Raw genomic sequence first — 14078 nt, 5'->3', positions numbered from 1 at the left:
TCTATTCTGAAAACCGGCTACCACTTTTCGGGATCATGCTCTCGCCCCTCGCAATGGCATGGAAGAACGTGCCGCTGACATTGCCGCGCCGGTAGCCCGAAGCGCCGAGCGGATTGCCTTGTCCGTCGGCGAGGTCGGCCAGCGGCTCGTCATTGCCGGTCGTAACCATCTGCGCGTAATGGAATTCGTGGCCGCGGATCAGCATGCCTTGGCCGCCGAGCGGACACCCGGACCGCAGCCGCGCCTCGCGGTAGCCGAGATTCATCTTGCGCTTGGCGAAGCTGGTCGAATGGCCCAGCAGGCCAAGCATCCGATGCGTCTCGCCCGACGCGTCCTCGAGCGCCTCGCCGAGCACCATGAAGCCGCCGCACTCACCATGCACCGGCCGCGAGGCGGCGAACCGCGCCATGCCGGCCCTGAAATTCGCCGCGGCCGCGAGGCGGCCGGCATGAAGCTCGGGATAGCCGCCGGGCAGCCAGCAGACATCGCAATTGTCGCCAGGCGCCTCATCGGCGAGCGGCGAGAACGGAACGATCTCGGCGCCGGCCTTGCGCCAATGCGCGGCGACATGCGGATAGAGGAAGGTAAAGGCGGCGTCCTCGGCCAGCGCAATGCGCTGGCCGGGCGGCGGCAGCGCGTCGTCGAAATTGCCCGGCGCGGGCGTGAATGGCGCCGCCAGCGCCATAATGGCGTCGAGGTCGAGCGAGCGCTCGACCATGTCGGCCAGCCGGTCGAGATGCGCCATCAGATTCTCATATTCGCCGGCCTGGACGAGGCCGAGATGGCGCTCGGGCAGGTTCAATGTCGGGTCGCGCAGGATTGAGCCGACGACGGGCAGGCCGAGCGCTTCGATGGCATCGCTGCAAAGCCGGCGATGGCGCTCGCTGCCCAGCCGGTTGAGCACGACCCCGGCCATGCGTACATCCGCGTCATAGGTGGCAAAACCCTTGGCGACGGCCGCTGCCGTGGTCGACTGGCCGGAAACGTCGAGCACCAACAGCACCGGCAGGCCATAAAGTCGGGCAAGGTCGGCGGCCGAGCCGGTGCGGCCCGGAGCAGCCGGAATCCCGTCGAACAGGCCCATGGCGCTTTCGAGGAAGATGAAGTCGGCGTCCTCGGTCGTTTCGCCAGCCAGCGCGTTGAGCAGGGCGGGCGGCATTGCCCAGCTGTCGAGATTGACGCCGGACAACCCCGTAGCGGCAGTGTGGAAGCCGGGATCGATATAGTCCGGGCCGGACTTGGCGCCGCGCACCTTCAGGCCGCGCCGGGCAAGCGCGCGCAAAATGCCGATGGTGACGCTGGTCTTGCCCGAGCCCGAGCGCGGCGCGCCGATGATGATGGCGCGGGTCATGGCTCACCCGCCAGTGCCGCGCGCATCCCGACGATGCCGCCAACGACGATCAGCGCCGGCGAGGTCAGACCGGCTGCGGCCGTTTCTTCGGCAATGGTAGCGAGTGTGGCGACGACGATGCGCTCCTGCGGCGTCGTTGCGGCAACGATGACGGCGGCGGGCGTCGAAGATGGCAGGCCGCCCTCGAGCAGCGAAGCGACGATCAGCGGCAGATTGGCCATGCCCATATAGATGACCACCGGCTGGCCGGTGCGGGCGATGGCGGCCCAGTCGAGATCGTCATCGGTGCCGGCGGCGTGACCGGTTGCCAGGATCAGCGCCTTGTTGATGCCGCGCATGGTGCCGGGAATGCCGGTTGCGGCCAGCGCGCTGAGGCCGGACGTCAGGCCAGGCAGGATGCGGAACGGGATAGTTTCCCCGGCCAGCGCCAGCGCCTCTTCGCCGCCACGCCCGAAAATATAGGGGTCGCCGGCCTTCAGCCTGACGACGCGCCGGCCCGCGCGCGCCAGCCGGACCAGCAGAGCGGTGATGTCGTCCTGCTTCATCGAGGGCTTGCCACCGCGCTTGCCGGCATAGAACAGTTCCGCGCCCTCGGCGACGGCGACGACTTCCGGCGAGACCAGCGCGTCATAGACCAGCGCGTCGCACTGTCCGAGGGCGGCCAGTACTTCCAGCGTCAGGCAGCCGGGATCGCCGGGGCCGGCGCCGGCCAGCCAGACATGCCCGGGCTCAAGCTGGCGCGGCTTGAAGTTCAGCCGGGTGAGCGCCTGCTCGACCGTAGTGTTTCTATTGCTGCCGCTCACAATCCGTCCCGTCCGCGAAAGCGCCGCTGGTAGTGCGCGTCGTAAAGTGAACTTTCGCTAAAATCTTCCGCCGCCAGCGAGCGGCCGACGAAGATGATCGCCGTGCGTTCCATTGGATCGGCGCCTAGCTGCGCCTCAATGGTGGCCAGCGTGCCTGTCAGCACGCGCTCGTCCGGCCAGGAGGCGCGGAAGACAACGGCGACCGGACAGTCAACGCCGTAGTAGGGCGTCAGCTCTGCGACGACGCGGTCGAGGGCGTGGATGGCGAGATGGATGGCCAGCGTGGCGCCGGTGCGGCCGAAGCCGGCCAGCGTTTCGCCGGGCGGCATCTTTGACGCGCGGCCGGAGATGCGGGTCAGCACCAGGCTTTGCGCGACTTCCGGAATGGTCAGCTCGCGGCGCAGCGCGGCGGCCGCGGCGGCAAAAGACGGCACGCCTGGCGTCAGCGTGTAAGGGATGCCGTGCTTTTCCAGCCGGCGGATCTGTTCGGCAACGGCGCTCCACACCGAAAGGTCGCCGGAATGCAGGCGAGCGACGTCATGGCCGGCCGCGTGGGCGGCCAGATATTCGGCCTCGATCTCGTCGAGCGACATCGGCGCGGTGTCGATCAACCGCGTCCCGGGCGCGCAGTGCTGCAACAGCTCCGGCGCGACGATCGATCCGGCATAGAGGCAGACGGGACAACTGCCGAGCAGGCGGCTGCCGCGCAAGGTGATGAGGTCGGCAGCACCTGGACCGGCGCCGATGAAATGGACGGTCATGCCGCATCTCCGCTGATGGCGATGGCGCAGGTGACAGCACCGAGCACGGTGCGCGGCCCGAGCAGTTTTGCGCCTTTGCCGGCGGCGGCAAGCGCCGAGGCTTCGGAAACAGACGGCGTGCCGGCATGCTCCTGCGATAGGTCGGAGTGGCTGGTCGTAGACGCAGCTTTGAGTTCGGCCTGCTCGACAACGATTACCGGAAGGCGGAGTTCGCGTCCGGCGGCGAAGATTGCCGCTTCATCCTGCTTGAGAGACGCGGTCGCGAGGGCCGAAAGCGCGGGCAGGGCAAGCCCGTGCGCTTCCAGGGCGGTTTCTACCGCAGCAAGCACGTCCCGCGCGCTGACGCCTTTGCGGCTGCCGATGCCCGCGACCATCATGGCTTGACCCAGCTCCATTGGGTGACCGGCATAGCCGGCCGCCACGCCTGCATCGAACCGACTGGCGAAGTACGGGATATAGCAATGCGGGTGAGTTCGCCGCCGTGCGCAGCGTTACGGGAAAGCAGCAGCGCCTCCATCTCCAGCGTCACCGCGTTGGCGACGAGGCGGCCGCCGACAGGTAAGGCATCGAGGGCTCTTTCCAGCACTCCGGCATCGCTGCCGCCGCCGCCGATGAAGATCGCCGCCGGCGTTTCCAGTCCGGCAAGAGCTTGCGGTGCCGAACCTTCGACGACGGCGAGACCGGGAACGCCGCAGGCCGCGGCGTTGCGTCGGATGCGGGCGGCGCGGGCCGGATCGGCCTCAACGGCGATCGCGCGCATGGAAGGATGGGCCAGCATCCATTCGATGCCGATGGAGCCCGAGCCGGCGCCGATGTCCCACAGCAGTTCGCCGCGCCTTGGCGCGAGAGCGGACAGGGTGACGGCGCGCACTTCGCGCTTGGTGATCTGGCCGTCATGCTCGAACAAATGATCGGCAAGTCCCGCTGTCAGCGGCAGGATGCGTGCTTGCGGAGTCGATTCAACTTCGATCGCGAGCACGTTGAGCGGATTGATCTTTGCGAGGTCGAAGGTGCCGGCGCTCGCTGAGCGCAGCCTTTCGTTCGAGCCGCCGAGCGCCTCCAGAACGGTCAGCTGCGAGGCGCCGAAGCCGAGCTCTGTCAGCAGACCGGCAATCGCTCCCGGTGCATCGCTGTCCGAGGTCAGTGCGAGAATGCGGGTGCAAGGATGCAGCAACGGCCGGATCAGGTCGAGCGAGCGGCCATGCAACGAAATGGTCTCGACGTCCTGCAGCGCCCAGCCCAGGCGTGAGGCGGCCAGCGAAAAGGCCGAGGGCGCGGGGATCACCCGCATATCCTCTGCCGCGACCTTGCGGGCGAGGGTGACGCCGACACCGTGGTAGAAGGGATCGCCGGAGGCCAGCACGCAGACGCGTCTGCCGGGGAGCGCCAGCACGTCGCGCAGCTCGGCATCGAAAGGCGTCGGCCAGGCGCGCGCTTCACCTTTGGCGAGCGACGCGACGAGGGCAAGGTGGCGCTTGCCGCCGAAGACGAATTCGGCCTCCGCGATCAACCGCTTGGCCTCGTCGCCGAGACCCGCTACACCGTCCTCGCCGATGCCGATGATCGTGAGCCACTTTGAGGTGAGCTTGGCGCCGCGCGGACCTTCAGCAGGCATGATGACCTACCGCATTCTGATCCTCGGCGGAACCACCGAAGCCCGGCAATTGGCCGGAAAGCTGGCCGTGCGCGCGGATATTTCGGTCATGCTGTCGCTGGCCGGCCGCACCGAAAGCCCGGTCGCGCAAGGGGTGCCGGTGCGGGTCGGCGGCTTCGGCGGTGCCGACGGGCTGTCGGCATATCTCCGCCAGAACCAGATCGACCTGCTGATTGACGCCACGCATCCCTATGCGGCGCAAATCTCCGCCAATGCTGCGGAAGCGGCGCGCATGACCGGCGTGACTATCGTTGCGCTCAGGCGTCCGGGCTGGGACCCTGCCGAAGGTGACCACTGGATGTTGGTCGATAGTGTTAACAGCGCGGTGACGGCTCTGGGATCGGTGCCGCGCCGCGTGTTCCTGGCGCTCGGGCGGCAGGAGGTCGCCGCCTTCGAGGCAGCTCCCCAGCATCATTATCTCATCCGCAGTGTCGACCCGGTCGAGCCCAGGCTCGCTGTGCCCGACGCGACCTATCTCTTGGCGCGCGGGCCGTTTCATGAGGTCGATGAGCGCGCGCTGCTCGAAAGCCGTGGCATCGAAGTCGTTGTTTCCAAAAACAGCGGCGGCGAGGCGACCTACGGCAAGATCGCGGCGGCGCGAGCGCTGGGAATCGAGGTTGTGATGATCCGCAGGCCGGCGCTGCCGGACGTCGCGTCGACCGAAACGATCGAATCTCTTGCCGCGATGGTCGATCATTTTCTGGTCAGGCATGTTCTTGGGCCCGCTGCCGAACGCGGCGTGTAGACCAGCGCCGCCTTGTCACCCCGCTTGATGATCCTGGTTTCAGGCGAGCCGATGATGATGCAGGTCGCCATGTCGGCCTTCTCGGCATCGGCGTCGGCCAGTAGAAAAACCTCGATGCGCTCGTCAGGGCGGCCGGCGGCACGGCCAAAGATCACCGGCGTGGTGCCGGGCAGGATCGCCGACAGGCATTCGAAGGCGCGGCCAAGCTGCCAGGGACGTGCCTTGCTGATCGGATTGTAGAGCGCGATGACGAAGCCGGCGCCCGCCGCAGCAAGCAGGCGTAGCTCGATCAGGTCCCACGGCTTCAGATTGTCGGACAGCGAGATGGCGCAGAAATCATGGCCGAGCGGCGCGCCGATGCGGGCGGCGACGGCGAGCATGGCGGTGATGCCGGGCACGATAGAGATGTCGACCGCGCGCCATTCGAGTGGGCCCGCCTCTATCGCCTCGCAGACGGCTGCCGCCATGGCGAAGACGCCGGGATCGCCGCCGGATACGACGGCGACATCGTGGCCTTCCGCGGCCTTCAGCAGCGCGTCCCTGGAGCGGGCGAGTTCCTCGCGATTGTCGGAGGCGATGCGGGTCTGGTCCGCGCGCAGGTCGAGCCGGTCGAGATAAGGCTTGTAGCCGTAGAAGAATTTCGCCTCGGCAACGGCGCGGCTGGCTTCCGGCGTCACCTGGTCGGCGTTGCCTGGCCCCAGGCCGATGACGGTCAGGCGGCCGCTCATGCTTCGGCTCTCAATGCATTTGGCCGGCCCGACCAGCCGGCCACCAGCACGATGGCGAAATAGGGCGCCTGGTCGTCGTTTTTGTCGGCAAGCCGCATCGAGACGCCGCCCGGCATGGTGCCGCGCTCGACATAGATGGCCCGCGCCAGCTTGTCGGTTGCCTCCAGCGCGCGCCTGATCTTGGGCAGGTTGCGTCCGACCTTCATGATCACCGCAGCGTCGGTATCGGCGAGGCGACGCGTCAGCTCGAATTCACTCATCGTGCCCGGCAGCACTGTCAGCACATCGTCGCCCTGGACGATCGGCAGGCCGGTCGCCGACCAGCAGCCGGACATGGCGGTGACGCCGGGAATGACTTCGGTCGGAAAGCGGTGCGCCAGCCGGACATGCAGATGCATATAGGAGCCGTAGAAAAGCGGATCGCCCTCCGACAGTACCGCGACCATCCTGCCGGCGCTGAGGTGCTCGGCGACCTTTTCGGCCGACTGCTCGTAGAAATCCGTTATCTGCGACCGGTAGTCGCGGTGATCCTTGTCGATTTCGGTCGTCACCGGATAGAGCAGCGGCAGTTCAATCAAATCGGGGCGAAAATGCGCGCCGACGATCGCGCGCGCGTTGCTGTTGTTGCCGCGCTTGGCGAAATGCGCGACGACATCGGCCTCGGCCAGCGCGCGCACTGCCTTCAGCGTCAATAGTTCCGGGTCGCCAGGACCGGTGCCGACGCCGACCAGCCTGCCTTTTGCAATCGCATTCATAGGCCCGGCCTTGCCAACGCATTAAGGGCGGCGGCGGTCATGGCGCTGCCGCCCAGCCGGCCGCGCACGATGGCGTAAGGCACGCCATAGGAATTTTCGGCCAGCGCATCCTTCGATTCAGCGGCGCCGACAAACCCAACCGGCATGCCGATGATCGCCGCCGGCTTTGGCGCGCCGTCGCGCAGCTTTTCCAGCAGATAGAAAAGGGCTGTCGGCGCATTGCCGATGGCGACGACCGAACCGGCCATTCGCTCGCCCCACAGGTCGATGGCGGCGGCCGAGCGGGTGTTGCCGATCTTTTTCGCGATGTCGGCGGTCTGCGGATCGCGCAGCGTACAGATTACCTCGTTGCCGGCCGGAAGCCGGGCGCGCGTGACGCCATGCGAGACCATCTGCGCGTCGCAGAAGATCGGCGCGCCGGCCCCCAACGCCGTGCGCGCGGCGGCGACGAAGTCGCTCGAGAAAACGAAGTGCCGCGCAGCCTCGACCTGGCCGCAGGCGTGGATCATGCGGATGGCGATGTCGGCCTCGGCTTCGGAAAAGCGCGACAGGTCGGCCTCGGCGCGGATAATGGCGAAGGAGCGCTCGTAGATCGCCGTGCCATCATGGATGTAGTCGTAGGCGTTCTGGGCGGGCATGCTCATTCCTGTCGGTAGATTTCGGTGATGCCGTCCGCGCCGAGCCTTGCCAGGCAAGCAGCAGCAGTTTCGCCGGGATGTCGTGCGCTGCGGATCGCCGCTGCAATGCGGCCGATGCCGTGCGCAGCGTCGTAGCCCGGCCTGTATCCGGCGGGCAATGCCTTTGCCGTCCCGTCCACGACAAGTCCGGCTCCGTTTTCGCCGCCGACCAGGGTCAGCGCCGCCGGGCCGGGACGGGCGCAGCCCTTGGCGCAGCCGGAGATGTGCAGCGTTAGCGAGGAATCGAGGATGTCGCGGTTTTCTGTAGCGATGATCTCGGCGATGTCGCGGGTGGCGATCCGGCCGGAGGCGCAGGCGGGTGCGCCGGGGCAGGCGGCGATCCTGGTGCGCGGATCGGCTGCGTCGGTGACAAAGCCGACGGTTGCGGCGGTTTTCTGGAGTGAAAGACATGCGGCTTGGGAGAGGCCGAGTAAAAGCAGCGCGCGACCCGGCGCCAGGCGGATTTCGGCGGCGCCGAGGGTGAGGGCCTCTTGCGTCAGGTCGATGAGCTTTTGCGCTGGTATGCTGCCGAAGGGGAGGCCGATACCGAGGGCGGTTCCGGTGGTGGCTAGGTTAAAAACTCCGATGGGCTGGCGTTCCGTCGCACCCCCCTCTGTCCTGCCGGACATCTCCCCCTCAAGGGGGGAGATTGCGCTTTGATCTCTATTTTCGGCAATGTCCGACGCTGCGGAGGAAGAGCCAACGACAAAACCGCCGATCTCCCCCCTTGAGGGGGAGATGTCCGGCAGGACAGAGGGGGGTAAAACGCGCCAACTTGCCAGAGATCCCAACTGTCTCTCGGTCAAATCCCGCGCATGGGCATCGCGGCCCTTTTCGGCAACCATCCTGAGAATGGCGACGGCGATGTCACAAGCCGCATCTTCCTCGGACATCGCCAGCGGCGTGGCACCCTGCGCATCCCCGGCGAGCGATACCCGCCACTTAATTCCGTCGGCGGTCCGCATCGCAGCCAGCCTGACATCGGCCGTAACCGCATCCATCGTCAGCCGTCCGCCACCATCGACAATCACTGAAACCTTTGGGCCGAGGCGCTGCGCCAAGCCGGCTCCATCAATTGCCGCCCGAATCCGCTCCGCCATCGGGCGCGGGTCGGCTATCTCCTCCGGGTCGAGCCCGGCCAGCGGGCCGGTCTCGACCGGCACGCCGGTGCGAACGGCAATACCCAGCGCATCGACCTCCATCGCCAGAAGCCGCGCGCTTGCCGGCATCAGGCCGCGTATCTGCAGGCTGCCGCGGGCGGTCACTTCCACGATGCCGTTGCCATGGCGCAAGGCGGATTCGCAGAGTCCGATCAACGACTTCGGCAACAGCCCTCCAGCGACCGGATTGAGCCGCACCAGCAGCCCGTCGCCGGTTTGCATCGGTGCCGATAAAGCGGGGCAGGCGCCACGGCGCGAGAAAGCGTTCATGCCGCCACCCCCAGCGCTTGCGCTTCGGCAATTAGTGCGGCGAGATCGTCATCGATCGAATTGCGCAGCGGATGCCAGAGACCGCGCCGCCGGGCCGAGAGAAAACGCTCGGCGATGACTTTTGCGGCTGAAGGGTTTTCGCGCAGGATGAAGGCGCGGACCACGGGGTCGCCGAGATAGGCGTCGTGCACGGCCTCGATCAGCGTGCCTGATATGGCATGGGTAGTCTCGGCAAAGCCGACCAGCCGATCAACTGTCTCGGCGAATTCCGAAGCACCGCGCGGCCCGTGGCGCATCTGGCCGGCGATGAAGCGCGGATTGACGGCGCGCGCCCGCACGACCCGGGATACGGCCTCGCCAACCGAGCGCGGCTTCGGCTTTTGCGGGTCCGTGGTGTCGAGCACGATCACGTCGGCGTTTTTGCCGAGCGTGGCAAGCGCTGCCGAAAAGCCGCCGATAAAGGCGACGTCGGCCGAGCCTTCGAGGATGTCGCGGCCGGGGTCGTCGCCGGTATGAACCAGAAGGTCGGCCTCAGCGATGCGGCCCTCAAAAGCGCCGGGCGCCGAAACGCCTTCGCCCTCGGAGCCGCCATAGGCGTGCGAGGTGGCGTCGAGGTAGGCGCGGCCGATCTCTTCGCGCGCGGCCCAGTCGCCGCTCGACAACAAATCCTCGACACCGGCGCCGTAGGTGCCGGGTGAGGTGCCGAAAATGCGCGGGCTGATCTTCCCGTCTGCACGCGTCCTCGCCGCCAGCGGGTTTTCGGAAGCGTCCTCGTCGCGGGCGGCGACGGTGTTGGCCGCGGCGTCGATCAGCGCGATCTGGGTCGGGAACATGTCGCGGAACAGGCCTGATATGCGCCATGTAACGTCGACGCGCGGGCGGCCGAGCGTTGCCGGCGGCAGCACCTCGATGCCGGTGATGCGGCCGGTGGCGGAATCCCATTGCGGCCGGCAGCCCATCAGCGCCAGGCCTTGCGCGATCTCCTCGCCGCCGGTGCGCAGCGAGGCCGAGCCCCAGAGGTCGATGACCAGCGAGCGCGGCCAGTCGCCATGCGATTGCATGTAGCTGCGCAAGACCTCGTCGGCGGCCGCCCTGCCGAGATCGAAGGATGTCGGCGTCGGCATGGTGCGCGGGTCGGCGGTGAACAGATTGCGGCCGGTCGGCAGCACATCGCGCCGGCCACGCGCTGGTGCACCGGCCGGACCGGCAGCGACATGTCGGCCGTCGAGGGCGGCAAGCAGTGCGGTTTTTTCAGCTGCTGCGCTTTGCCGCCGTACCGGATCAGCCTCGCCTTCCGGCGAGCGACCGTAGATATGCAGGCCGTCCTTGATGGCGAAATCCTTGAGATCGCAGAGCCAGGCGTCGACGCGGCGCAGCGCTTCGTCGGGAGCGTCGGTTTGGGCAACCCCGGCGTCCGAGGCGAGGCCAGTTTTTTGCGCGGTTTCGACGATCAGTCTCGCCAGGCGGTCGCGGCGGCGGCGGTCGAGCCCGTCGGCCTGGGCATATTCGTCGACCAGTCGTTCAAGCCTATGCTGGTTTTCGTCAAGCCCGGCGCCGGTCAGCGGCGGCGGCAGATGGCCAAGGGTGACGGCGGCAATGCGCCGCTTGGCCTGTGCTGCCTCGCCGGGGTTGGAGACGATGAACGGATAAATGACGGGCAGGGCGCCGGTGACGATTTCGGGAAAGCAGTTTTCGCTGAGCGCGACGGTCTTGCCGGGCAGCCATTCCAGCGTGCCGTGGGCGCCGACATGGACGATTGCATGGATGCCGAGCGACTTGCGCAGCCAAAGGCCAAAGGCGACCAGCGCATGGCGCGGCGGCAGCGTCGGGTCGTGATAGTCGGCGCGGCGGTCGGCTGAGCGCCCGCGGTCAGGGGCGAGTGCCACGGTGACGTTGCCGAAGGTGGCTGCGCGGAAGGGGAATTTTGCGGCGGCAGGCGCTTGAACACCCCCCTCTGTCCTGCCGGACATCTCCCCCTCAAGGGGGGAGATTGCGCTGTTGTCTCTGCTTTCGCCAATTACCGAGGGCGTTAAGGGAGAGCCGGCGGCGAAACCGCCGATCTCCCCCCTTGAGGGGGAGATGTCCGGCAGGACAGAGGGGGGTGCCTCGCACAAACTTGTGTCATCTTCCGCATTCCCCCATGCGGCCGTCACGGCAGCTATCGCCTCAGCAGGCAATTCCGCCGAGTACTTGAGATAGTCCTCAAACCCCAACCCTTCACCTCCACGCTCCAGCATCTCCAGCAACTTGCGCGGCGTTTGCGGAATCCCTTCAACGGCGTAGCCCTGTTCGCTGAGGTCATGCAGCATCGCCAGCACGCTGGACGGCACGTCGAGGCCAACCGCATAGCCGGTGCGGCCGGGGGCGCTCGGATAGTCGGGGATCAGGATGGCGAGCTTGCGTTCCGCGCGGGGCGTCCGCTGCAGGCGCACGAAGGCCTCGACACGGTTCGCCACTTGCGCCACGCGGTCGGGCTCAGGCCGGTTGGCGAAGGCGCGGAAGGCCAATGCGGGATCGGTTTCGCTTTCGCCCTTGAATGAAATAGCGCCGGCCAGGATGCGGCCGTCGAGCTCGGGCAGGACGACATGCATGGCAAGGTCGGCGGGCGCCAGGCCGCGCTGATTGGTTTGCCAGATGTCGCGGCGGGTGGTCGCGACGATGACCTGGAACACCGGTACGCCGGCGCGGTCGAACAGGGTTTCGACGCCGGGCTCGGCACCCGAGGCGAAAGCCGTCGCAGTGATGATGGCGGCAGGCTTGAGCGTTGCAAGCGCGGTTTCGACAAAGGCGAGCGATGCCGGGTCCTTGAGGCTGGAGACGAAGATAGGGACCGGCGCTATGCCGCGCGCAGTCAGCGCTTCGAAAAGCGCATCGATCGGCGCGACATCGGCGGCGAGCAGCATCGAGCGGTAGAACAGGATTGGCACGACGTCTCCCTCCCCCTCGAGGGGAGGGTGGCCCGAAGGGCCGGGTGGGGTCGTTGCGGCAGTGCTCGACGTTTTTTTCTGTCGGCGCGCTTCGGAGAGGACCCCACCCCCGGCCTGCGGCCGGACCCTCCCCTCGAGGGGGAGCGGGACGCCGCGTTCTGCGACCCCCAGTCCCGGCTCGTAAAATCCCGCCTTTGGCACGCTGACTGGTTCAGCGACCGCCACACCCGATCCGGCGAGACTTGCCAACCTCTGCACCAGCGCCGTCATATTCGCCGGTCCGCCCTCGCGGAAATAGCCAAGCAGGCCGTCCAACTCCTCGCGCGGCAGCGTCGAGCCTTCGATCAGCCGCAAATCCTCGTCGTGGCTCTCGCCCGGCAGCAGCGCCAGCTTGATACCGCGATTTCGCGCGACAACGGCGAGCTGATCGCAGCCATAGCGCCACCAGTCATAGCCGCCGAGGATGCGGACCAAAATGACCTTGGCGTGGCGGGCGACGCTGTCGATCCAGAGATCGACGGACATCGGATGGCGCAGGTCGCGCAAGGCGGCGAGCCGCATCGACGGCAGGCGGTCCGCATCTGCCTTCCACGCCGCCGCCAGCCCGGCCAGGTCGCTGTCGGTGAAGGACAGCGCCACGACATCCGCAGGCGTTTGCCTGAGATCGACAGGCTCGGCGAGATCGTCGAGCGAGGCGGATGTCGTGGTGAGGATGTGCATCGCGGCTCGTACCTGGGGTCAGCCGGCGAGGATACGCTCGATGGCCGGGCGGTTCAGCCCTTTCAGGCCGATGACAACGAGGCGCGAGCGGCGATCGTCTTCAGCGGTCCAGGCGCGATCGTAATAGTGGTTGACGCGCGGACCGACGGCCTGCAGCAGGAGCCGCATCGGCTTGCCGCCGACTTCGACGAAACCCTTGACGCGCAACACGTTTTCCTCCTCCGCAGCCGTGGCGACGCGTTGTGCCAGTTCGTCCGGGTTGGACACGGACGCAATGTCGATGACGAACGAGTCAAAGTCGTCGTGTTCGTGGTCGAGCTCGTCGTCGTGATGGGTCTTGCGGTTCTCGATGTCGTCCTCGACGGCAAGGCCGAGGCCGAGCAGCACCGACGGATCGACCTTGCCTTGCGAAGTCGGCACGATCTTCACCGCCCGGCCAACATGCTTGCCGATGACGGCATTGGCGCGGGCCGCGCCGTCTGCATTCAGCAGGTCGCTCTTCGACAGGATGATCAGGTCGGCGCAGGCGAGCTGGTCCTCGAATACTTCCTCGACCGGATCGTCGTGGTCGAGCGTCTCGTCCTGTGCGCGCTGCGCCTGCAGGGCGTCCATGTCGTTGGCGACGCGGCCATCAGCCAGCGCCGGTCCGTCGACCACGGCGATGACGCCGTCCACCGTGACGCGGCTTTTCACCGACGGCCACTGGAAGGCCTGGACAAGCGGCTTGGGCAAAGCGAGGCCGGATGTCTCGATCAGGATGTGGTCGACCCTCGGCGTCAGCGACAGGATCTGGTCGAGCGCCGGAACGAAATCGTCGGCGACGGTGCAGCAGATGCAGCCATTGGCCAGCTCGACGATGTTTTCCTCGGGGCAGGTGTCCGTGCCGCAGCCCTTGAGGATCTCGCCGTCGATGCCGATGTCGCCGAACTCGTTGACGATAATGGCTAGCCGCTTGCCTTTGGCGCTTTCGAGCAAATGGCGGATCAGCGTCGTCTTGCCCGCGCCGAGAAAGCCGGTGACTACAGTGCAGGGAACGCGCGAAATGGAGGCAGCGGTCATATCAGGTCCTTCAAAAGGTCAAGGGGAGGGATGCGGGCAACCAGGCCGCGCTTCAGGCAATCGGGACGGCCGCGCCATGGAATGAGCCCATCCGTCGAGGTGGCGAACAGCTTTGCGCCGGTCACGAGATCGGCGCCGCTGGTCGCGGTCAGGTCGCCGAAGACGTAACTCCAGCAGCCGTCGCGCAGTATGGCGGCGCTGAGCCGGCGCTTGCAATTACCGAGGCATTCGACGGTGTGGATTTTAATGTTTTCGCAGGAAGCGGCGCGGCGCGTGTCCTCGGCGAGCAGTTCGCCGGCGCGCGGACGAGCGTCCGAACCGGTCTCGTCACGGCAGGACGAGCAGACGATGACGGTAACGCCGGCCGGGGAATCACCATGGCCGGACAATAAATCCGCTGTCTCAGCCGGAAAACTGCTGTCGCGTTCCAAATCAGGCTCCTTGCCCGGAAAACCCGCCAGGCGATCG

The 14078-nt window shown here is 67.0% G+C and carries 13 protein-coding genes; 1 reads left to right on the top strand and 12 read right to left on the bottom strand.

All coding sequences use genetic code 11. The features are described 5' to 3' along the window. Window position 1 precedes the first annotated feature (1 nt). Genes NKH70_RS15240 through cbiE form a run of 5 tightly spaced genes read right to left on the bottom strand, consistent with a single transcriptional unit; the run spans window position 2 to window position 4530 of the window. Complete coding sequence (locus NKH70_RS15240; protein ID WP_352978613.1) at window positions 2-1351, bottom strand: cobyrinic acid a,c-diamide synthase CobB; 1350 nt, start codon at window positions 1349-1351, stop codon at window positions 2-4. Next, complete coding sequence (gene cobA / locus NKH70_RS15235; RefSeq protein ID WP_353025584.1) at window positions 1348-2154, bottom strand: uroporphyrinogen-III C-methyltransferase; 807 nt, start codon at window positions 2152-2154, stop codon at window positions 1348-1350. The genes NKH70_RS15240 and cobA overlap by 4 nt, the downstream gene beginning before the upstream one ends. Further along, window positions 2151-2915 carry a precorrin-4 C(11)-methyltransferase gene (cobM, locus tag NKH70_RS15230; protein WP_352978617.1) on the bottom strand — a complete coding sequence of 255 codons (765 nt, stop codon included), beginning with the start codon at window positions 2913-2915 and terminating at the stop codon, window positions 2151-2153. The genes cobA and cobM overlap by 4 nt, the downstream gene beginning before the upstream one ends. Beyond that, on the bottom strand, window positions 2912-3292 hold the full coding sequence (locus tag NKH70_RS15225; RefSeq protein WP_292664838.1) for a cobalamin biosynthesis protein: 381 nt from the start codon (window positions 3290-3292) through the stop codon (window positions 2912-2914). The genes cobM and NKH70_RS15225 overlap by 4 nt, the downstream gene beginning before the upstream one ends. After that, window positions 3289-4530, bottom strand: coding sequence for a precorrin-6y C5,15-methyltransferase (decarboxylating) subunit CbiE (gene cbiE / locus NKH70_RS15220; protein ID WP_352978619.1), 1242 nt, complete (start codon window positions 4528-4530; stop codon window positions 3289-3291). Before cbiE ends, NKH70_RS15225 begins: the two co-directional genes overlap by 4 nt. 1 nt (window position 4531) lies before the next feature. On the opposite strand from cbiE, the gene NKH70_RS15215 reads away from it, so the two are divergent. Then, complete coding sequence (locus NKH70_RS15215) at window positions 4532-5314, top strand: cobalt-precorrin-6A reductase (protein WP_352978621.1); 783 nt, start codon at window positions 4532-4534, stop codon at window positions 5312-5314. Here the strand turns inward: NKH70_RS15215 and NKH70_RS15210 are convergent. From NKH70_RS15210 to NKH70_RS15180, 7 genes are read right to left on the bottom strand one after another with little or no spacing between them, the layout of a single operon-like run. Beyond that, a complete protein-coding gene (locus NKH70_RS15210; protein WP_352978622.1) occupies window positions 5263-6042 on the bottom strand; it encodes a precorrin-3B C(17)-methyltransferase in 780 nt (259 codons plus the stop codon). The two genes, NKH70_RS15215 and NKH70_RS15210, sit on opposite strands and share 52 nt — an antisense overlap. Further along, window positions 6039-6797: a precorrin-2 C(20)-methyltransferase gene (locus tag NKH70_RS15205; protein WP_352916933.1), complete on the bottom strand. Its 759-nt coding sequence runs from the start codon at window positions 6795-6797 to the stop codon at window positions 6039-6041. The genes NKH70_RS15210 and NKH70_RS15205 overlap by 4 nt, the downstream gene beginning before the upstream one ends. Then, complete coding sequence (locus NKH70_RS15200) at window positions 6794-7441, bottom strand: precorrin-8X methylmutase (protein WP_502908361.1); 648 nt, start codon at window positions 7439-7441, stop codon at window positions 6794-6796. Before NKH70_RS15200 ends, NKH70_RS15205 begins: the two co-directional genes overlap by 4 nt. Then, on the bottom strand, window positions 7438-8904 hold the full coding sequence (gene cobG / locus NKH70_RS15195) for a precorrin-3B synthase (RefSeq protein ID WP_352916937.1): 1467 nt from the start codon (window positions 8902-8904) through the stop codon (window positions 7438-7440). Before cobG ends, NKH70_RS15200 begins: the two co-directional genes overlap by 4 nt. Next, a complete protein-coding gene (locus NKH70_RS15190; RefSeq protein WP_353025582.1) occupies window positions 8901-12551 on the bottom strand; it encodes a cobaltochelatase subunit CobN in 3651 nt (1216 codons plus the stop codon). Before NKH70_RS15190 ends, cobG begins: the two co-directional genes overlap by 4 nt. Window positions 12552-12569: 18 nt before the next feature. Next, on the bottom strand, window positions 12570-13610 hold the full coding sequence (gene cobW / locus NKH70_RS15185; RefSeq protein WP_352978627.1) for a cobalamin biosynthesis protein CobW: 1041 nt from the start codon (window positions 13608-13610) through the stop codon (window positions 12570-12572). After that, window positions 13607-14041, bottom strand: a complete 435-nt coding sequence (locus tag NKH70_RS15180) for a DUF1636 family protein (protein ID WP_352978629.1) — start codon at window positions 14039-14041, stop codon at window positions 13607-13609. The genes cobW and NKH70_RS15180 overlap by 4 nt, the downstream gene beginning before the upstream one ends. Between the last annotated feature and the right edge of the window lie 37 nt (window positions 14042-14078).

Source organism: Mesorhizobium sp. M0991 (assembly GCF_040318915.1).
In the GTDB taxonomy this organism is placed as follows: Bacteria; Pseudomonadota; Alphaproteobacteria; order Rhizobiales; family Rhizobiaceae; genus Mesorhizobium.
The sequence above is the reverse complement of the archived record's forward strand: the minus strand, read 5'-3'. Positions and strand labels throughout refer to the sequence as shown.